Annotated in this window: 28 protein-coding genes; 1 reads left to right on the forward strand and 27 read right to left on the reverse strand. The window is 35.7% G+C overall.

The window, feature by feature from the left end:
- Window positions 1-28: 28 nt before the first annotated feature.
- From MKY29_RS12875 to MKY29_RS12920, 10 genes are all read right to left on the reverse strand, one after another.
- Window positions 29-391 carry a hypothetical protein gene (locus MKY29_RS12875; protein ID WP_340880008.1) on the reverse strand — a complete coding sequence of 121 codons (363 nt, stop codon included), beginning with the start codon at window positions 389-391 and terminating at the stop codon, window positions 29-31.
- 109 nt (window positions 392-500) lie between these two features.
- Window positions 501-812 carry a hypothetical protein gene (locus tag MKY29_RS12880; protein ID WP_340880009.1) on the reverse strand — a complete coding sequence of 104 codons (312 nt, stop codon included), beginning with the start codon at window positions 810-812 and terminating at the stop codon, window positions 501-503.
- A gap of 4 nt (window positions 813-816) precedes the next feature.
- Window positions 817-1137, reverse strand: coding sequence for an HNH endonuclease (locus MKY29_RS12885; RefSeq protein WP_340880010.1), 321 nt, complete (start codon window positions 1135-1137; stop codon window positions 817-819).
- Window positions 1138-1216: 79 nt separating this feature from the next.
- Window positions 1217-1807 carry a hypothetical protein gene (locus MKY29_RS12890; protein ID WP_340880011.1) on the reverse strand — a complete coding sequence of 197 codons (591 nt, stop codon included), beginning with the start codon at window positions 1805-1807 and terminating at the stop codon, window positions 1217-1219.
- Window positions 1808-2042: 235 nt separating this feature from the next.
- Window positions 2043-2204 (reverse strand): hypothetical protein, encoded by a 162-nt coding sequence (locus MKY29_RS12895; protein WP_340880012.1) that lies wholly within the window; start codon window positions 2202-2204, stop codon window positions 2043-2045.
- A gap of 21 nt (window positions 2205-2225) precedes the next feature.
- Window positions 2226-2618: a hypothetical protein gene (locus MKY29_RS12900; protein WP_340880013.1), complete on the reverse strand. Its 393-nt coding sequence runs from the start codon at window positions 2616-2618 to the stop codon at window positions 2226-2228.
- A 16-nt stretch (window positions 2619-2634) separates the two neighbouring features.
- Window positions 2635-3036 carry a hypothetical protein gene (locus MKY29_RS12905; RefSeq protein WP_340880014.1) on the reverse strand — a complete coding sequence of 134 codons (402 nt, stop codon included), beginning with the start codon at window positions 3034-3036 and terminating at the stop codon, window positions 2635-2637.
- Between the two features lies 1 nt (window position 3037).
- Window positions 3038-3391 carry a hypothetical protein gene (locus MKY29_RS12910; RefSeq protein WP_340880015.1) on the reverse strand — a complete coding sequence of 118 codons (354 nt, stop codon included), beginning with the start codon at window positions 3389-3391 and terminating at the stop codon, window positions 3038-3040.
- On the reverse strand, window positions 3388-3801 hold the full coding sequence (locus MKY29_RS12915) for a hypothetical protein (RefSeq protein WP_340880016.1): 414 nt from the start codon (window positions 3799-3801) through the stop codon (window positions 3388-3390). The genes MKY29_RS12910 and MKY29_RS12915 overlap by 4 nt, the downstream gene beginning before the upstream one ends.
- On the reverse strand, window positions 3791-4003 hold the full coding sequence (locus MKY29_RS12920) for a hypothetical protein (protein ID WP_340880017.1): 213 nt from the start codon (window positions 4001-4003) through the stop codon (window positions 3791-3793). The genes MKY29_RS12915 and MKY29_RS12920 overlap by 11 nt, the downstream gene beginning before the upstream one ends.
- Before the next feature lie 669 nt (window positions 4004-4672).
- Between MKY29_RS12920 and MKY29_RS12925 the strand changes: the two genes are divergently transcribed.
- Window positions 4673-5290 carry a DUF421 domain-containing protein gene (locus tag MKY29_RS12925; protein ID WP_340880018.1) on the forward strand — a complete coding sequence of 206 codons (618 nt, stop codon included), beginning with the start codon at window positions 4673-4675 and terminating at the stop codon, window positions 5288-5290.
- Window positions 5291-5406: 116 nt separating this feature from the next.
- On the opposite strand, the gene MKY29_RS12930 is transcribed toward MKY29_RS12925, so the two are convergent.
- The 17 genes from MKY29_RS12930 to MKY29_RS13010 all read right to left on the reverse strand — a co-directional run bounded on the left by MKY29_RS12930 (window position 5407) and on the right by MKY29_RS13010 (window position 16575).
- Window positions 5407-5652 carry a hypothetical protein gene (locus MKY29_RS12930; RefSeq protein ID WP_340880019.1) on the reverse strand — a complete coding sequence of 82 codons (246 nt, stop codon included), beginning with the start codon at window positions 5650-5652 and terminating at the stop codon, window positions 5407-5409.
- A 94-nt stretch (window positions 5653-5746) separates the two neighbouring features.
- Entirely contained in the window at window positions 5747-6193 is a 447-nt protein-coding gene (locus MKY29_RS12935) for a DUF1064 domain-containing protein (RefSeq protein ID WP_340880020.1), read from the reverse strand.
- A 45-nt stretch (window positions 6194-6238) separates the two neighbouring features.
- A complete protein-coding gene (locus MKY29_RS12940; RefSeq protein ID WP_340880021.1) occupies window positions 6239-6949 on the reverse strand; it encodes a hypothetical protein in 711 nt (236 codons plus the stop codon).
- 52 nt (window positions 6950-7001) lie between these two features.
- Window positions 7002-7397, reverse strand: a complete 396-nt coding sequence (locus tag MKY29_RS12945) for a replication terminator protein (RefSeq protein WP_340878934.1) — start codon at window positions 7395-7397, stop codon at window positions 7002-7004.
- Between the two features lie 180 nt (window positions 7398-7577).
- Window positions 7578-8144 (reverse strand): dUTP diphosphatase, encoded by a 567-nt coding sequence (locus MKY29_RS12950; RefSeq protein ID WP_340880022.1) that lies wholly within the window; start codon window positions 8142-8144, stop codon window positions 7578-7580.
- Window positions 8144-8983 carry a hypothetical protein gene (locus MKY29_RS12955; RefSeq protein WP_340880023.1) on the reverse strand — a complete coding sequence of 280 codons (840 nt, stop codon included), beginning with the start codon at window positions 8981-8983 and terminating at the stop codon, window positions 8144-8146. Before MKY29_RS12955 ends, MKY29_RS12950 begins: the two co-directional genes overlap by 1 nt.
- 2 nt (window positions 8984-8985) lie before the next feature.
- Window positions 8986-9246, reverse strand: a complete 261-nt coding sequence (locus tag MKY29_RS12960) for a hypothetical protein (RefSeq protein WP_340880024.1) — start codon at window positions 9244-9246, stop codon at window positions 8986-8988.
- Window positions 9243-9857, reverse strand: a complete 615-nt coding sequence (locus tag MKY29_RS12965) for a hypothetical protein (protein WP_340880025.1) — start codon at window positions 9855-9857, stop codon at window positions 9243-9245. Before MKY29_RS12965 ends, MKY29_RS12960 begins: the two co-directional genes overlap by 4 nt.
- The gene (locus MKY29_RS12970) at window positions 9850-10764 is read right to left on the reverse strand and encodes a replication protein (protein WP_340880026.1); all 915 of its coding nucleotides are present in this window, start codon (window positions 10762-10764) and stop codon (window positions 9850-9852) included. Before MKY29_RS12970 ends, MKY29_RS12965 begins: the two co-directional genes overlap by 8 nt.
- A gap of 30 nt (window positions 10765-10794) precedes the next feature.
- Complete coding sequence (locus MKY29_RS12975; RefSeq protein WP_340880027.1) at window positions 10795-11496, reverse strand: MBL fold metallo-hydrolase; 702 nt, start codon at window positions 11494-11496, stop codon at window positions 10795-10797.
- Window positions 11496-12431 carry a RecT family recombinase gene (locus MKY29_RS12980; protein ID WP_340880028.1) on the reverse strand — a complete coding sequence of 312 codons (936 nt, stop codon included), beginning with the start codon at window positions 12429-12431 and terminating at the stop codon, window positions 11496-11498. Before MKY29_RS12980 ends, MKY29_RS12975 begins: the two co-directional genes overlap by 1 nt.
- A complete protein-coding gene (locus tag MKY29_RS12985) occupies window positions 12431-12709 on the reverse strand; it encodes a hypothetical protein (protein ID WP_340880029.1) in 279 nt (92 codons plus the stop codon). The genes MKY29_RS12980 and MKY29_RS12985 overlap by 1 nt, the downstream gene beginning before the upstream one ends.
- Before the next feature lie 174 nt (window positions 12710-12883).
- Window positions 12884-13138, reverse strand: a complete 255-nt coding sequence (locus MKY29_RS12990; RefSeq protein WP_340880030.1) for a hypothetical protein — start codon at window positions 13136-13138, stop codon at window positions 12884-12886.
- Window positions 13139-15094, reverse strand: coding sequence for an AAA family ATPase (locus MKY29_RS12995; RefSeq protein ID WP_340880031.1), 1956 nt, complete (start codon window positions 15092-15094; stop codon window positions 13139-13141).
- A gap of 93 nt (window positions 15095-15187) precedes the next feature.
- Window positions 15188-15397: a hypothetical protein gene (locus tag MKY29_RS13000; protein ID WP_340880032.1), complete on the reverse strand. Its 210-nt coding sequence runs from the start codon at window positions 15395-15397 to the stop codon at window positions 15188-15190.
- Between the two features lie 19 nt (window positions 15398-15416).
- On the reverse strand, window positions 15417-15578 hold the full coding sequence (locus MKY29_RS13005) for a DUF6906 family protein (RefSeq protein ID WP_241596505.1): 162 nt from the start codon (window positions 15576-15578) through the stop codon (window positions 15417-15419).
- A 208-nt stretch (window positions 15579-15786) separates the two neighbouring features.
- On the reverse strand, window positions 15787-16575 hold the full coding sequence (locus MKY29_RS13010) for a Rha family transcriptional regulator (RefSeq protein ID WP_340880033.1): 789 nt from the start codon (window positions 16573-16575) through the stop codon (window positions 15787-15789).
- Window positions 16576-16905: the final 330 nt, after the last annotated feature.

A 16905-nucleotide genomic window follows, 5' to 3' on the forward strand; every position in this document is an offset into this window, starting at 1 on the left:
GATGTATTCATCGATATACTCATGATATTTATACCTCTTCAAAATCTCCACTTGCAGCAGCTCCGTCACCATCGTCATTTTCTAATTTCTTTAGAAGGTTAAACAATTTATCATAAGCTACCGTATATCGATTCATGGTTGTGTTGTAACTTTTTTGCGCTGGGTTTTCGACAAGCATTTGCTGAGAGCCGTTCTTAAACAAATAAGTTGGCCCTTTAGTTTTAATTGTTTCTTCTAATATTTCTAATTGGACTGTCATGAATGCAATTCGCTCGATTAATCCTTTGGCCACTTCCCTATCTCTCTCCGGCAAATTGATAAAAATAGAATTCAAGCGATCGATTTCTTTTTGTATTAATATGTTTTGGTTTGCTTTGCTTATTTTAGCCACCTCAACCCCTCCCCCTTTATGTGAGAAAATCATCTAAAATATTTTTACTGATCTCCCCCTCCCGTTTCCGTCCCCCAACGAAAAAGTCATTTGTTTTTGACCGGGGGTATTATTTGACGAGAGCAGGAAATATTTTTTCAACATGATTAATTAAATAATGAATTTGTTCTTCGTTTAACTTTGTTTTTTGAATAGTGAATGCCAATAGATCACCATTGATTAATCTTTCACGTACAACATCAATGCTAAGCTTCTTACACTTACGTGTGTTCACACAGTCTCTTACCCTTGCGTAATAGTAGTAAGCTAACCGACTAAATGCATTGAGTACATCACGTTGAATAGAGTTTCTATTGTCATCCACAATTGCAGCATCAATAAAGTCTGTATCATATTCGATTGAGTTGTCTTTGATAATCATCTACTCACCAACATTCTTTATTAGTAAATTGTTTGTCCTTGTATTGACCACCTACACGACCATGTACTTCATTATGACAAACGTTACATAAGCACATGAGATTAGATAATGTAAGTGCAAGATGAGGGAATGGTTTAACCTCTTTCATGTGGTGAACACATTCGGCCTTATGATATTTCCCTTTCTTCTTATGCAATTGACATTCATAGTTATCTCTTCGTAATGCTTCTTGTCTAAGTTCTCGCCATTCTCTAGACTTGTAGAACTTAATGAGACTATCATTCCGAATTAGTTGTTGTAATTCTTCTAATCGTTCTGGTTCCAATACACCACCACCTTTTATGTATAATAAAAAGCCTACTATTTAATTAGTAAGCTTTTTGAAATAAATATTAATTTATTTATTACAGTAATTGTGTTAGCGCTGGAAGAATTGGTGATATTACTGAAATATGAGTCGCTGCTGTCTCCATAAAGTTTTTATATTTTTCAATAAAACTTGGAGTTCCTTGAGTTTCTTCCATTCTATCAACTAACTCCAAAAGAACCCTCGAGTCATCTTTAGAATGGATACCTTCAGTAATAGCAGCCCTTAGTTCATCAAATACACTACCATGATTAACATTATTGATGTTTGTAGAATTATCTGTAGAACCCACATTCATCCTTGAGTTAGGTCCATAAAAGTGATTCGTAATGTTTGATAAAGACCATTCTCTATACTTCATTGAAGATTCCTTTTGTACTTCGCATTTGTAATATGGACCTATGGAATCAAGACCCTGACGAAATCCTCTGTCTGTTACTATATAACTTTCTTCTAGACCATTTGAAAGCATGCGTACTAAACGATCTCCTTCTTCAATTGGAAGAGTACTATCAAATATTAATATTTGATTTTTTTGCACACTTGCTTTGATATCCAGGAATTCTTTTCCGTCTTCTTTTAATAGCTTTACTAAATCCTTAGCAAACTCTTTAAATGGATGTCCCATTTATAATCACCTCCCTCACAATAATCATAATGTGAATGGAAATGATTGTCACTAACAGAATTTTGATAATTTAATAAAAGCACCCGAACAATTAAGTCCAGATGCTTTTTCGAAGGGAGAAAACTTTAAAGAACTTTTTTTGTCGGTTCTTTATACTCTTATAATAAATGGGTTTTACAATACTTCATATTGATTCTACACAACTTGACATTAAGTTAACCTCACCTAATACGTATTATATTTCAACGCTACTATAAACTTCATTGTTACAAAAACTGCATTTTATTCTTACAACTTCTTCACCAACAATTTCAATGCTAATATCATCTTTTTTAAAGAAATTTTCTTCTATTTTTTCTAAGTACCCACATTTGTTACATTTTATTGTGAAGTCCATTCATTTAACTCCTTTCACCTCTCAACTATTTACACTTTCCGCATACTCTATCATGCGCATCATTTGAGCGTGTTTGTTATAAATGTAGTTTGGACTTTTGTCCAGTTCATCTGCAATTGATATTAATGTTTTGCCTTCCACATACTTTTTATAAAGAATATTGTTTTCCAAACCTCTAAAGGTTCCAATCAGATTTACTAGTTTTTCTAAATCACTCCGCTTATGCTCTAACTCTATTTTAATAGATTCAATGGCTTCTTCGAGTTTAGCCCCATTAGATTCAGCGGTTAATTTAACACCTAATAAGTCACCACTTGTCCATCGCTTCAATTCATTTTCGGAACGCTCAAGATTAAATTCTAAATATGCAATTTCATCTTCAAGCTTTCGATAGTCATTAAGCCACTCATACATATGCATCACTTACCTTTCATGAATTGATAGCCTTTCTTTTAACCAATCCAACCTTATCCTTCCACACTCTGAATGATTTAAATGAAACTCCTAATTGAATAGCAATCTCTTTGTCATTCATTCCTCTCGATTTCATTAGCTTGTATTCGTCGATTTTAATCGTTTCTAGCGTCATTGGAGCATAAGGTGAAGGATTGTTCTTATTAATCGTTTCAACGCTTCTATCCCTTGATTTTGCAGTATTAATTAATAGCCAGTTCCCTATATTGTTTAGTTCTTCAAAAGAGTGACACGATAAACATTCTTTTTGAGAAACTTTGTTATGATTTGGACATTTGGCACATACTTCTTCTTCGATTCTTTTTTGTAAGAATAATAGTTTAAGGCGATCAGTACGTTGCACTTTGGTTATGGTCATTTTACTCACCGCCCAAATATAAGTTTCTGATAAATTCCAAGTCGTTTAGGTTGTCAATGTTACTATTAATTCCACGATCTATAAGCCACATATAATATTTCCATTTTGGTAATTCAATATCAGCTTCTATCTTTTTCTTCAATGCTTTGTAGTAAACAGTCGAATCAATAAGCTTCTGTACATTATGGTCAATCCATCCAATAATTGAATAGTCATCCACACTCACAGTATTAGGATATTTGGCAATCCCTTTAGCAGTTTGAGTACTCAGCATTTCTTTTTGATACGGAGTAGTCAGCAACTGACACACTTCACGTAAAATGGGATTTGCTATGATTTCTTCATCTATGGTCATTTGGATTCCTCCAATGCTTGATGCGCTATATGTCTAAACTCTTCTGCATGCCATTGATGAGTTAAAGCATCTTTATTCGTGTTGGCTATAAAATCCAATGCTTCTCTCAACCGCTTATTTTCATCAAGCAAAGTTCGTTGAGCTTGTCTACCAAACATGGAACCTGTATTTTCGTATTTCATTTTGTAATGTTCGATTTCTTCACGTAGTTTCATATTTCCATCTTGCAATGCATATCTTTCTTCTTCCCAACCGTTATTGATAAAGATTAATTTTGCATCCAGTTGACTCTGTAATGATTCAATTTTTTCGGCTTGTTCGATAAGCCACTTAAAATCTTTTGATAATACATCACAAGTTATCAAATGTGGTGTTTCTCTAATGATTTTTAAACGCTCCTTATCCGTCATTTTGCGCCAACTCCTTCTGTAATTTCCTAATATGTTTATGCAATTTCTTCACTTCGTTCTTCAAATACTTAACCTCTTTTGTTTCCGTCGATTCTAAGTTCATATTTAAGGCGCTCATAAGCTTTTTAAGTTTTGGTATACTAATTGTCGAATGATGGTCTAATGCGTCTTGTAGGATTGATTTTGCTTTAAGAAAGTTCATTGGTTAGCTCCTTTCTTGCGACATCTTTTATTCCGAACTGTGATATTCAAAAATCATGTATTAAATTTTTCATGGTTGCTTATACTATTTTTGTAAGTAGCACCTCCTGCAGGAAGTAGCCGGCACATGCTACTTCCTTTTAATTTGCATGCTTCTATTGAAGGCTAGATGGCAACTTTGCTTTTCATTTAAAATTTTAAAAGGTCGTGCAACATGTACAGCACTAGTTCCATAACAGCATATTTAATAATTGCAATCTCATTCCTTTGTGTAGGAGTATTTTCATTCTGTATTTTAAGACCATATTCTAGGTATAAAAAGCTTGTATTAATCATTACAATCTTGATAGTTTTTTCTTTAGTTTTATTTGTCTATTTTGATCATTTCGTTGGTTAGTCGACACAAATCATAAACTAACCTTTAAAGTTAGATAATATTTATCTATATTCCCCTTACTAAATATAAAACGAGGTGGAGTTCATGGAAACAAGTACAGCAATCCTGCAAGTAACCGCAATAATAACCACTACTACAGTTTTATATGGCACTCTAGTTTATTTTGTTTTTATAAAGGAATACCGTAAATGACTCCCTTACTGAATTTAAACTTTTAGCTTGTATAAAATTCAAGCACATACAAACATTTAAACAAAAAAGAGGGATATAAAAATGGACCTTAATTTAATATGGAAATCGATTCTAATTATCGTTGTTGGTATAATGCTAATACGTTTTTCCGGAAGAAGATCTATTTCCCAAATGACAATATCACAAACAGTAATTATGATTTCTATCGGGACACTCTTAATACAGCCCATTGCAAATAAAAGTGTGTGGACTACTTTTTTGCTTGCAGCCATTCTCATAATAACTTTAATAATTATCGAATTCATTCAAACAAAATGGGACTTTACAGAGACGTTTTTCACAGGTAAGGCAAAAATAATTATTGAAAATGGAAAACTAAAAGAAAAAAATTTATATAAGGTGCGACTCACTGTTGACAAGCTTGAAATGAGATTGCGACAAAACGGAATAGAAAGTATTTCTGATGTACAGTGGGCAACTTTAGAACCCAGTGGTCAATTAGGATATTCCCTTGTCGAAAAAAAGAAGTTTGCAACAAAAGAAGATGTTAAAAAGATTCAAAATACTTTAGACGCTGTTTTAAATCAACTAAATCAGAATAGTATTCAAAATAAAACACAAGACACCAATATAAGCCCTAATATTTTTTCTGAAATTGAAAATGGACATTCCCAACAAATAGATGAACACCTTCAATAAATCAGTTAAATTTTACTGTTTCGCTGTTAGGTGGCTAGGTCTGGATATATTTTTATTAAGTTCCATTGCCATCATTCTTTCTATGTCGCTTTCTGTGTCAAATACGTCTTAGCAACCTATACTCTTAACCCTGTGTTCGAATCTAAAATAACTACGCTATTCGACATTTTCTGAAGTTGCGCTTCCATACGTCCCTTTTCGTTAAGTATCGATTCAAAACTTAAAATGATTTTTGTACCGATCACGTGGTCTATTTGTTTTTCAGGGAAATCACTTGTCGCTTTGTTTAAAATGAATTGTAGTTCTTCGGCTGTCATACCTTCTGTTTCGATAACTTGATAATGCTTAAATGATTTACTCATATATTTCCTTTCTTAACTTTGTAATGTGTCTAATACGACTTACAAACGAGATGTTTCTTGAATTCTCACACAACTTATCCGCACTGTTGATAACTTAGTTAATAGACAGTTCAGCTTTCAAAGCAGCCTTAGTTTTTTTCCTCAATCTTCTTGCCTTCTTCAGCTCATCTAATTCAATCCATCCTCCGTCTACTTGCGAGAATGCCCATAATGTAAGTTTGTGAGGAAACTTCTTTTCGAATAATTTTCGTTTAATTGCAAAGTCTGTTGTTTCGAATCCTTTTACGTCTATTGTTTCAATAGATCCATCCAGATGATGTATTTCAAAGTCTGCTACATATTCAATTTTTCTATGGAGCTTTCCACTTTTCTTAAAGCTCTCCTGGAGCTCATACCTAGGTTGTAACCGGAAGAATAAGATCCTTGATTGCTCCTGCTGCAACTTTAATTCTTCGTAATACCTTGCTTCTGCTTTTGAATCAAATACATGACCATCTAGCTCTATCTTTTTACTGTTATACTTTGTTTTAGTCTCAGCCATATTGCCACTCCTTATATAATTAAAGGGGCATAAAGCCCCTCACAATTAGTCGATGATATAAACTTTTTCATTTCCAATTTCATCTGCTAATGCTTCTTCCAAATAAGTCGCAATGTTGGCCATCGCATTTAATTCCCAAGCCCCACCATCAGCTTCAAACAATCCAACACGACCACCTTCTTTAAGACGTAATACAAATTCCGATTCAGGTTGTGATACCTCGGCGAATGTGCGGAATGGTTTTAGCGTTACTGGATTAGGGATGTTTATATTTTCTACTGTAGCTACCCCTGTTTTTGCAGTTACACGTTGGCTAATACCATCATCTACCGTAGTTACTCCGCTATCCTCTACTATTGAGCTAATAACTTTTAAAACGGTTGATTTATGCTCATTTTGAACAAAGCAAGCCTGCAGCATAATTTGGAATTCTTCACGATCAATGAAACGCTCAAATGTAATTGTTGGTAGTAGAGCTCCTGCTTTAACGTAAGTTCTACGGTCATTTATATCGTTTAAGGCATCAAATACATTTACTTCAGTCGGAGATTTAACATGAATCATCACAGGACGGTCGTGATCAAAATTTGATTTAACATAATCAACAAGACCTGAAAGGCTACGTACATTGATTGCACTAACTTCTTGCTCTTTGTCCAAACGGTATAGCTGATTTGTAGAATAAACCTTCCCAGCAGCTTCGATTGTTTCCGGACGTTTTAACTCCAATAAATACGATACGAATTCTTTTAACATTATAATTTCCTCTTTTCGGTTTTTGGTTTTTTGTTTGATAGATTGCTAGAATTTATTTGAATTGAACTACTTTTTTGTTGATAGGCTCTTCTGCTGGAAGTGGTTTCCCTTTGTCATCCAAAACCTCTCCATTGTCACTCATATATGATTGCCCAGGTATTCCACTCTTAAGTTCTGCACCTGTGATCTTCCCATCTGGTGTGTAATCAATAATTAGTTCAGTCTCAACACCCATTGCTGGAACTAGTGTTGATTTAGTATCAACAATCACATTTGCAAGGTTACGTTTTTCGTTAGCTTTTAAGGTGATGCTTACATTCACTTTTCTAGCTTTCTTATGGTCCGTGTTTGGATCTGCTATATTATCAAGTGCCTTTTGTATCTCTATATTTACCTTTTCAGATAGAGCTCCGCTTGCGAATGTGTTTAAATCAATGATTTGTTTCATGAATGTTTCCTCCTAAGTTTTTCTAATTGAATACCATTTTTATTAACACTGGGCTTTTCCTTACGCCAACCTTCATCTCTCAAACTAGCTATCTCTTGTTTAGATAAGTGTCCACAAATAATAAAATTACGGCGGTCTATAGTTTTGAATAGTGTCGTGATTAGCAATGTGGATCACATCCTAGTAGCCAGTGGCTTGACGTTCGTGATTAATTGCATTTTTATCGTAATAAGCTTGTTCGATTTGTTCCCATGTGAAGCCTAGCATTTCACCTAGACCTAAAAACTGTGAAACTAACTCGATATATTCCAATTCATCGCAAGTAGATGAAAAATCAGTGATATTCTTGTAAACAACTTGGAACTGTTCAATTGTATTTTTTGTGTTCCAAGCTTCCTCAATGAACCCTAAAACCTCGTAATTCAAATTCAATGGGTAATTATCAAATTCCAACCCAATCGACAAGATGAAATGTATGCAGTCTACGTATTCTTCTAGGAGTGGATTTTTACTTGCACATTCAGAGCAAGTGCATTTTCTGCCGTTATCGTATCCACCACTAGTTCTCGGCTCTTGGTCATTACTCCACTTCTTAAATCCTCGCCATTCATTAGCACATTCACCCAGCTCAACTTGAAGGGCAAGTATCTTCCAATCCAAATTGTTTTGTCCTTTCAGCTCAGGGTGTTCGTCTAAAATGTGTTCATCAAGTAATCTTTGAGTTTCAAATAGCTTCGCTAGATTCATTAGCTAAAAGCCTCCGCTCTATCGTCTGCTTGCTCAACGAATCCAATGTGTTGTTTCATAAGCCAAACGTTGATTTGTTCTGTATGTTTCAAACGGTCTAGCATTGTTTTGTACCTAGCCATTTCAGTAGATTGATTGCGATAATCAACTTCAAGCTTTCTGTATTCATCCTGGTAATCGATTAGCTCCTGCCTAGCCTCTCTTTCACCCTTTTGAGCATCAGCAGATTGCAACATCAATTGGCTATTACGCTCGATTTGACTCTGCAGGGCACTACCTTTCTTTTGAAGCATGTCTTCTTTTTCTCTCAAACTAGTGGATTGTAGTTTGTAACTCTCAATATCACTCTCTAGCGCCTTTATTTGTCGTAGAGCTATATTTAGTTCCGCTTGATAATCAATGGCTGTAGTCACGACTGTAGCCTCCTTTTCTTGTACTTTTTTCACTAACGCTCCTGCACCTTTTGGGATACTCATACCGATTACACCATTTGCTTTCTTCCATGCGTTTAATTGACTAGCATTCATACCGAAATCCTTCATGATGGTTTTATCATTCACATATGCAGCCTTAAGCTCTTTGAATTTCTCAACCGTTAATTCTGTTTTAATTAATGGCTTTTTCTTAACTTCTGCTGATTTCCCACGACTCTCATTAGAACTCAACATAGCTTCATACTTTTCCACTTCTTTACTTTCAAAGAACTGAACCATCTTGTCCTCGTTTTGCCACAACTCATTTACGTTGGGCACTTTATTTGCTAAAGCCATCAAGCGAATACGATAACCTTTAACCTTTGCTCTATATTCATTCAGCTTTTTTCGTTCAGCTGGCTTCATATTTACCACCCCTTAAACATTGCAGATAATAAGTGTTCGCTATATGGAGTCAATCTAAAATCTGGTTTATTTGAACGAGAAGTGTGTCTCAGCACTTTTTTGTAATCCTCAAATCCTCTTGATTTAGATACAACAAAAACAATTTGGTGAGGCTGTTTTAAGGTGTTATCACAGGACTCAATCACGTTGACAACTCGAAAGTCTTTGTGTATCACTTCTATTGGCTTGGATGCAGTATTGACATAGTCTTCTCGATAACTCATCCTTCTTCCACACTTTCAAATGAGATGAATGATTCAGCTGGGTAAAAACCTTTTAAGTTTCCGTTGCCATATAATTTTGATGCATACACAGGATCCATATGGAAGCCGTAAATTTCGCATCCCATATTCTTGAACAATCGAAAATATTTATTTTCATAAATAACTAAGTCATTTTCTTTTAGTTCTCCAACTTCACGACCAATTGATTTCCACAACTGTCGTTCTATTTCAGCTTTAATTTCTTCTGAAGTTGCATATCTCAATGCTTCTGAATCGTGTCGAAATTCTTCATTATCCAGGTAATGACCATTTATAAAACCTTTTATTTTAAAAACTCTTCCAGTTCTAAAAGGCAAACGTTCATCCTCTTGATTAGTTTTTCGGACAACCCAATTCCCAACTTTGAACTGCTGTTCGACTTCATAACCGATACGTAGCGCGTCCACTAGTTTGAGCAATGGCATTCTGTTAAGGTTTACATTCGCTTCTAAAATCCATCCATTCGGGTTCCTTGCGTGAGCGCCGATAATACTCTCGTCGGAAAACTTTCCTTTTTTCAAATACTCAATCGCCTCTGCCTGTTCCTGCGTCAATTTCACTTTCTCAGTCATTCTTATTCAACCTCCCTAAGTCTTTTAATAATTTTTCTCGCATATCAGCAATATTCGGATCTTCTTTAACCGGTGCTGGTTGCGTTTCATCCTTCTTTCCAAACCAATCAGGCACTTTCTCTCTCGATTGTTTTTGCTTTGGCGGAATAAGCATTTTAATTTTGAGAGCGTCATATCGCTTTCTAAGTTTGGATGGAGATAAAACATTCGCTTTTTCGAAATCATCTGATTGTACCCATCTAATTAGTTTGGATACTTCACCTTTATCTCTTTTATCCAGGTCAATGATCTTTCTAAATTCATCACACCAGTTTTGTAAATTAGGATCTTTAAAATCAGAACTATTCTTTCGAATCTCTTGAATAAAGAATTCTACTAATTTCATTTCATCTGAATCTTTGTCGAAAACTCGTTTTTGACGAGAGGGTTTTATATTATTATCTTTATTATCATTGTTTACATTATTAACATTATTGTTTGTGTTCACTTGTTGTTCATCTGTTGTTCGCTTGCTGTTCATCTGTTGTTCATCTGCTGTTCGTTTGTTGTTCACTTGTTGTTCATGCCCCTGATGTTCAGACCAATTAACTACAGTAACCACGCTATATTTAGTGGTTGTTTTGATGTTCAACATTTCCCATTCTTCGAAGTTCTTCAACCATCTCCAAAGGGTTATTGCTGAAATCATTTCATCTTTCTTTGCCCCTTTGTTGAATTCTTCATATAGTGCATTTCTACCAGTGACGAATTGCCCTGGTTCCAATTTGATCATCTGATTTCCTACCAATTGGTTGTGTTCTGTATGAGTAGCTTTCAGCAAACAATGGATCCAGAGTTTCAGCATGAAGGCATTAGAATAGATGGGGTTATCTATCATTTTTCTGTGTAAACTAATCCATCCTGCCATACTGCTTTCCCTCCTTTCTCCTGCAGGTTGTTATGGAATGTGAATCAACTTCCCCGTCACCTTCGCAACTTCATTTCTGATTAATTCTTCATTACTATTCGTATCTGAAAGATGCAGCAACCAAATTTCTTGAAGCTTGGATAGATCATTAGCTTTTAGAAATTCAATCACATTTTCCATACTGAAATGTGACTTCATCACACGCTTTCTCATTGATGGGTGAATACGGCCGGTCTGTTCATTAACATCTAGTACCGATTGACAATAGTTACACTCGATCATTAGGTGTGTAAGCCCCTGGAACTTGTATTTGATGTAATAGGTATCAGTAGCAAATAGAAGCTTGTCCCCTGCTTGATTAACTAACAAGAATCCAAATGGTTCAGCTACATCGTGCTGCACATCAAATGGCAATATGGTCCATGTACCAATAACAAATTGTTTCTTGTTCTCTACTGTCTTAATTCGATGATGTTTAATACCGATTGCATCTCTTGTCCCCTTGGACATGTAACTTCTGATTCCTGCGCCTAATACTCCACTTAACCCGGCACAATGATCTTTGTGTTCATGCGTTACTAAACAAGCAACTATATCGGTAGTTTGAAAGTTTAATTTCCGTTGTATCTGTTTGAATGTTATACCGCACTCGATCAAGATGGGAGTTACCCCATCCGTCACGTAGTAGGCATTACCAGTACTTCCTGTTGCTAAGGTTTGAATTTCAATCATTACCAAGCAGGCTCTTTAACTTCATTTTTCTTTGGTTCTTCTTGTTCTGGTTCCTTAACTGGAATAGGCTCTGGTTCTGTAACTACCTCTTTAACAGGCATTTCAATGATTGGCTTATCTGGTTTAATATCTAATTCTTCTTTATTTGCATTCTTTTTAATTTCCGCTTCTGGGTTAATTTCTTTTCTTTCATTTTCAAATTCATTTTCCGTAGTACGATTAATAGCACCGATAAATAAATCGCTATCATCTGAAGTATTAATGAAGGCTTTAGCAGCTCGATTAATCACTGTACGTTTCGCCATTTCTTGTGGATACTTGTCCTGTACTGATGTCATAGAGGACTGCGACCAAGATGTTTTTATTTCTGCGTTAGTCATAACAGTTAAGAACTGAACACCATCTTCGCGCTCGATAATGCAATAAGCTCCTTCGATATCTTCTTTTTTGCCAGTCGCCGCCTTCCAGTCAACTGTATGTGCTTTAAAAGCCAACTGCCCACGTTCGTTATATTCAACTTCGAACGTTTCACCTTTCCAAATGACATTTGCCCATACGTCTTTTACTCCAGATAATCTTTTAAGTACCGCTTGTGTTCCGTGGTATGAGCGTACAAATTGCATCTTATCGCCGTATACAATGAAATAACCTTGATTTTTTGCGACACTTAATGCTTGGATCGCCATGTCTTGCAAAGAAAAAGCAACACTTTCTGTTGTTGCACTATCAATCACTGCTGTTTTCTTTTTAAAGTCCACTTCAGTTAATTTGAAATAAGCTGCTTGTACTGCGTTCACGATTGAGTAATTACCTGGTATATTTATCTGATTGTCCTCTACCATCTTTTGAACCTTTTTAGCTACTTGCGTCACTATGGCATTCTGTTTATTTGATTCAGCTGGTTGATTATTTTGCTCTTGTATTTGATTAGTCATTATTCAATCTCTCCCTTTGCTTTTTTGAGTGCTTTCTCGACAAGTTCCCAAATATCTAATCGATGGATTTCGTCGTTCTGATATTTCATTACTTCGCAAAGAGCGAAGTACATTTCTGGCGCTGCAGAAATTAAATGTCTGTCTCTTGGATGAACAGTTTCTGCTATAACACCACCACCGTAATAGTGAATTTCAGTGATGCTAGTATTAGGCAAAATATCCGTGACTATCGTGTCTGAAATCTGTCCTAACTTCCATTTACCTGGAGTGTGAGTCATTCAATTAGCTCCTTTCTTTTGAATTTCAAGCATGATTCTGTTCTTTGTTTATAAATTCCGTTCAGCCCACAATGACCGCGAGCGGTATACTTCGCATCTTTGATAAATGGAGTGTAATGGATACAAATACCGCATTTATTTTTTAAGTTAATACACTTCCAGTTAGACGTTCTATCAATCACAATAACTTCGATTGCAATGCGGACAACCCGTAACTAATTGGCTCCCAGCTTCTTCTACGGTGATTCCGGTTGTGCGAGTTTTTTCTTCTCCGGATAAATAATCTTTAAATTTTCTTTCGATTGGTTCGTATATATTTTTGTTACATTTCCAACAGCTACCACCTCTTGGAGCAAAATGTGGAGCACCGTTCGTTTTACAGTATTCACTCTGTGCTTTAACGCTTTCTGCAATGTTGTATTCAGGCATTTATTTCCCCTCCACTCTCAGCGTTTTATCTTCCTCTGAAACTACCAAACTAATAATCTGTGCATCTATGGCATTTAGCTTTGTAACTGCCTCAGCATTATCCACGAAGATAGGAGCGACGATTCCAAAGTGATTAGATAGGGTTTCGATAATGTCTAGGCCAACATTTATCCGCATTGCGTTATTTAATGAACTGTAAGGAACTCCGTTGTAAGTCGTTTCACAAACTTCATTCAATCCACCGTTAATTTGGTTATCAAACAATTTGAAGCGAGCCAGTTTGAATTTAGAGTTGATTTTTTCTGTTAAGAGCTCAATTTTTCTGCGGATAAATTCTTCCGTTAGAAATACCTGGTGCTCTAACTTTTGATACTCTTTTGTAAGAGCTTCTTCTTGATCCTCATATTCGTTAATACGAGTTTTCAAATTGTCAACGTTGGCATACTTAGCGATTTCTGTATTAATCTCACGCTTCTTTGCTTCCAGTTGAATATTTGCATCTTTAATATCTTGAATAGCTTGTACAGACTGATTTTTAATTAATGCAATTTCTTGTACTAAAGCTAGCTTCATGTTCATAAACTTTAGATATTCTGGTGATTCCGAAACCTCCATTAAGCTACCACTTAAAGACTCTGTCTCACCAGTAAGCTTTACAATTTGCTCTACTTTTTCGCTTCGGATGCCCTCCATTTTCTCAATATTCGAAGCGGCTTTTTCTATATCTTCAATAAACTGTTTTTTCTTTTGTGCAATAGACTTACCTTTACTATCAATTTCCGCTAAATTGGCAGCCTTTTTTGCGTTGAATGACTCGAGTGCTTTTAATCGTGTAGACTCAATTTGATTAGCTGGTAAGTCCTGCTCACAAGTTGGACAAACACATTCATCAACATGATCAAATTGTTGAGTATTGATTTGCTTCCACTCATCCCGGAGCTGTACTAAATCCTCTTCGATTCGCTTAATATTGCTATTTGCAAATTCGGTAGTTCGCTTTTGTTCAGCTACCTTCATATCAAGAATTTTTAAGTTCCCTTGTTCCTCTTGTAGCTTAGCTTGTAGTTGGTATAGCTTTTCTTTTGAATCCGATTCAAATGCACGTTTAACAGTTTCTAGGTCGTTCTCGACCTTCTTCAACTCCAACTCTTTAGACTGCAAAGCTTGTCCGTTTTGAATATTGTTGATCAACGTTTTGTTATCATCAATTTGTGTTTCGATATCAGCTAATTCACTACGAACAGCCTCAACATCTATTGATCCTTCTGGGAATGATTTATTTACTTCATCAATACGAACTGGAATCATTCTTAAATCTTCGTTAATGATTTTTCTACGTTCAGCAACTACCTTCCGATGATCTTCTAGTGAACGCCCTTTTAGGATCAGTTCAAGACCTTTCAATTGGTTGTCAGAAGCAAATACATCTTCATCCGATATATCTCCACAAATTTCAATAAGCAGTTTTCTGCGGTCCTGCCATTTAATCTGTTCGTTAAAATACGTTGGGCTAGTGATTAATTTGAATAACTCTTCCTCAACAATCCCAGCTACAAAATCCACGTATTCTTTTTTCTTTTTTGGTACTTCATCGATGTAATATTTTGTTTTATGACCACTAAATTCTTTGTTAGCAGCACCACGCTTTTGCACCCAGTCCTCTGTATACACTTTCTTCAAAGTCACTTCTGTACCATCGATATCAAAAGTTGCTTCACCAATGTGATTAAGGTTATGAACTTCTTCACCGGTAGATTCGAGCGATTTAATAGCAAAATCTTTTTTGTTCTGTGAATCTTTGTCAAACAACAACCAATTGAAATTATCAAACAAAGTCGTCTTGCCAGTAGCGTTGTCCCCCAAAATACGGACACTTTTTCCGTTCGAAACAAACGAGAACTTTTTTAATCCCTTGAAGTTTTCAAGGTTTTGCGATAGCAGTTTTACTTTTTTCATTGTTTTCCTCCTTTGACATTTTAGAGGGTCCTCGTATACACTGTAGGTAGATTATTGTGTAAGAACCCAAACTCGTTGCGCCAACAACGGGTTTTAATTTTGTTCATTTTCTTCTTGTTCAAATTCTGCAAAGCGTATTGCTTCTTGAATTGCATTTACTTTCACTTCTTGAACCATGTAAACTTGTTTTGCAGTAACCATATCCTCTACAGTGTCTGAAGTTGCTACATCATGAGCTAGTTGAGCCAGTATTTCTTGTTCATCCGAAAACCACTGTGATAGTTTAATTAGTAATTTTTCCATCCTTTTCATCTCCCTCAAATTAATTAGTTGGTGCATATACTTCTTTGGCTTGTCCAGTAAGTCGATGTGCTAGAGTCCACATTTCCGATTGCTTCTTAACTAGTAACCAATCACTAGATTGCAAGCCGATTGAATCCAAATATTTACGTTGTGCCAGCGTTAGCTTCTTGCCGTTTTTCATATATCACTACCTCCAATTCTTTGATTTTGCGATCATACAACTCCTTCTTTTTCCCAAGCTTCTTAATCTGGTTGTTTATTGAAGTTGATTGTTCGATGCTTAAACTTGTTATAAATGAGCTTTTTACACAGAGGTCAATAATTATCATTTGAATTTGATGCCGTTTGACTTTGAACCTGTTAAGTTTTTTTGTTTTACTTTCAGCCAATCAGATCACCTCTAAATCCGTAATAGAAACACGGTATTTTATAGCAAGTTCTTTCACAATCGCCAGATATATTTCTGTTAACCTAGCATCCTCTGAAATAGCATCCAATTTAGAAACTTTATTTACCGTCGATTTTGGTACACCATTTAACGCCATCACTTTTTGTTTATTCGTTACACGAATGCTCAATTTACACTTAGCTCTTTCCTCAAGCATTTTGTAGCTCTCGTTTCGAATATCTTGATACATTTGAAACCCACCATTATTTTTGGCGATATGATTTAGAATGTTCGTGACTTTCTTGCGCCATTCAACAACCGATAGTCCAATGATTTCAGTTATGTTTTGTTGTTCCGTTTCTATTTTGCCGATTCGGTTATCTTGTTCATTCAATCGTTGTTCTTGTTTTACCATTTGTTCAATTTGCATTTGCATGATTTCAAGTTGTGATTTTGGTTTATTAAGCTGCTGTTCCATTTCTTCAAACATAGTGACATATGCAGCGGTAAAGAGAACACCTTTTTCACCAGTCATTTTGTTTGCTACCATGTCGCAACCTTTTTTGGTGAGTAAATAACAAGGTAATTCTCTACCCGTAGAATCTTTGTAACTCGATTGAATGAAGAATTCTCCAGCTTTTGCTGCGCTCAAAGTTGAGCCGAGTAAAATTTGTTCGTACCCTTTAATATCACGGAGTAAATTTTTATGTTCTTTCGCAACCATTTCTGCTACGTCACGACTTTCAGTTACAAGTTGTCCATCCAATGAAACTACTTTTAATTGATTCATTTTTTCTCCCGTCCTTTCGTTTGTGTTTTAACAAATGCCTGGTGGAGTAACATGTGGCGTTCAACAGATGGTTTGGATAACCAATCTCTTGCAGTTGTTTTCATTTCTTTCACCTCTCTTTTAACATCACACCCACCAGTAAAGATTCGGGGTCATGGCGTTGGCTATTGCTGTCGCTCGGGATTTAATCGGTCCGTCGTGGCGTACTCCGCTCTTCGAATATTTAATGCCGGGTGTGAAGTAATGCTTTTAAAACTATTTACTTATAAACTCCAAATGAATAAAGCGGAAACGAAAACCATAAGACCTAAAAAAGTGCCATAAAACAAG

The sequence above is a fragment of the Psychrobacillus sp. FSL K6-2365 genome (assembly GCF_038003165.1).
Classification (GTDB): domain Bacteria; phylum Bacillota; class Bacilli; order Bacillales_A; family Planococcaceae; genus Psychrobacillus; species Psychrobacillus psychrodurans.

Excerpts from the sequence above, each read along its gene's own strand:
- MKY29_RS12925 (WP_340880018.1), top strand. The coding sequence starts at position 4,673 with ATGGACCTTAATTTAATATGGAAATCGATTCTAATTATCGTTGTTGGT.
- MKY29_RS12930 (WP_340880019.1), bottom strand. The coding sequence starts at position 5,652 with ATGAGTAAATCATTTAAGCATTATCAAGTTATCGAAACAGAAGGTATG.
- MKY29_RS12980 (WP_340880028.1), bottom strand. The coding sequence starts at position 12,431 with ATGACTAATCAAATACAAGAGCAAAATAATCAACCAGCTGAATCAAAT.
- MKY29_RS12995 (WP_340880031.1), bottom strand. The coding sequence starts at position 15,094 with ATGAAAAAAGTAAAACTGCTATCGCAAAACCTTGAAAACTTCAAGGGA.
- MKY29_RS12945 (WP_340878934.1), bottom strand. The coding sequence starts at position 7,397 with ATGAAACAAATCATTGATTTAAACACATTCGCAAGCGGAGCTCTATCT.
- MKY29_RS12940 (WP_340880021.1), bottom strand. The coding sequence starts at position 6,949 with ATGTTAAAAGAATTCGTATCGTATTTATTGGAGTTAAAACGTCCGGAA.
- MKY29_RS13010 (WP_340880033.1), bottom strand. The coding sequence starts at position 16,575 with ATGAATCAATTAAAAGTAGTTTCATTGGATGGACAACTTGTAACTGAA.
- MKY29_RS12955 (WP_340880023.1), bottom strand. The coding sequence starts at position 8,983 with ATGAAGCCAGCTGAACGAAAAAAGCTGAATGAATATAGAGCAAAGGTT.
- MKY29_RS12970 (WP_340880026.1), bottom strand. The coding sequence starts at position 10,764 with ATGGCAGGATGGATTAGTTTACACAGAAAAATGATAGATAACCCCATC.
- MKY29_RS13005 (WP_241596505.1), bottom strand. The coding sequence starts at position 15,578 with ATGAAAAACGGCAAGAAGCTAACGCTGGCACAACGTAAATATTTGGAT.
- MKY29_RS12985 (WP_340880029.1), bottom strand. The coding sequence starts at position 12,709 with ATGACTCACACTCCAGGTAAATGGAAGTTAGGACAGATTTCAGACACG.
- MKY29_RS12900 (WP_340880013.1), bottom strand. The coding sequence starts at position 2,618 with ATGTATGAGTGGCTTAATGACTATCGAAAGCTTGAAGATGAAATTGCA.
- MKY29_RS12915 (WP_340880016.1), bottom strand. The coding sequence starts at position 3,801 with ATGACGGATAAGGAGCGTTTAAAAATCATTAGAGAAACACCACATTTG.
- MKY29_RS12905 (WP_340880014.1), bottom strand. The coding sequence starts at position 3,036 with ATGACCATAACCAAAGTGCAACGTACTGATCGCCTTAAACTATTATTC.
- MKY29_RS12975 (WP_340880027.1), bottom strand. The coding sequence starts at position 11,496 with ATGATTGAAATTCAAACCTTAGCAACAGGAAGTACTGGTAATGCCTAC.
- MKY29_RS12890 (WP_340880011.1), bottom strand. The coding sequence starts at position 1,807 with ATGGGACATCCATTTAAAGAGTTTGCTAAGGATTTAGTAAAGCTATTA.
- MKY29_RS12960 (WP_340880024.1), bottom strand. The coding sequence starts at position 9,246 with ATGAGTTATCGAGAAGACTATGTCAATACTGCATCCAAGCCAATAGAA.
- MKY29_RS12910 (WP_340880015.1), bottom strand. The coding sequence starts at position 3,391 with ATGACCATAGATGAAGAAATCATAGCAAATCCCATTTTACGTGAAGTG.
- MKY29_RS12990 (WP_340880030.1), bottom strand. The coding sequence starts at position 13,138 with ATGCCTGAATACAACATTGCAGAAAGCGTTAAAGCACAGAGTGAATAC.
- MKY29_RS12965 (WP_340880025.1), bottom strand. The coding sequence starts at position 9,857 with ATGACTGAGAAAGTGAAATTGACGCAGGAACAGGCAGAGGCGATTGAG.
- MKY29_RS12920 (WP_340880017.1), bottom strand. The coding sequence starts at position 4,003 with ATGAACTTTCTTAAAGCAAAATCAATCCTACAAGACGCATTAGACCAT.
- MKY29_RS12935 (WP_340880020.1), bottom strand. The coding sequence starts at position 6,193 with ATGGCTGAGACTAAAACAAAGTATAACAGTAAAAAGATAGAGCTAGAT.
- MKY29_RS12950 (WP_340880022.1), bottom strand. The coding sequence starts at position 8,144 with ATGAATCTAGCGAAGCTATTTGAAACTCAAAGATTACTTGATGAACAC.
- MKY29_RS12880 (WP_340880009.1), bottom strand. The coding sequence starts at position 812 with ATGATTATCAAAGACAACTCAATCGAATATGATACAGACTTTATTGAT.
- MKY29_RS12895 (WP_340880012.1), bottom strand. The coding sequence starts at position 2,204 with ATGGACTTCACAATAAAATGTAACAAATGTGGGTACTTAGAAAAAATA.
- MKY29_RS13000 (WP_340880032.1), bottom strand. The coding sequence starts at position 15,397 with ATGGAAAAATTACTAATTAAACTATCACAGTGGTTTTCGGATGAACAA.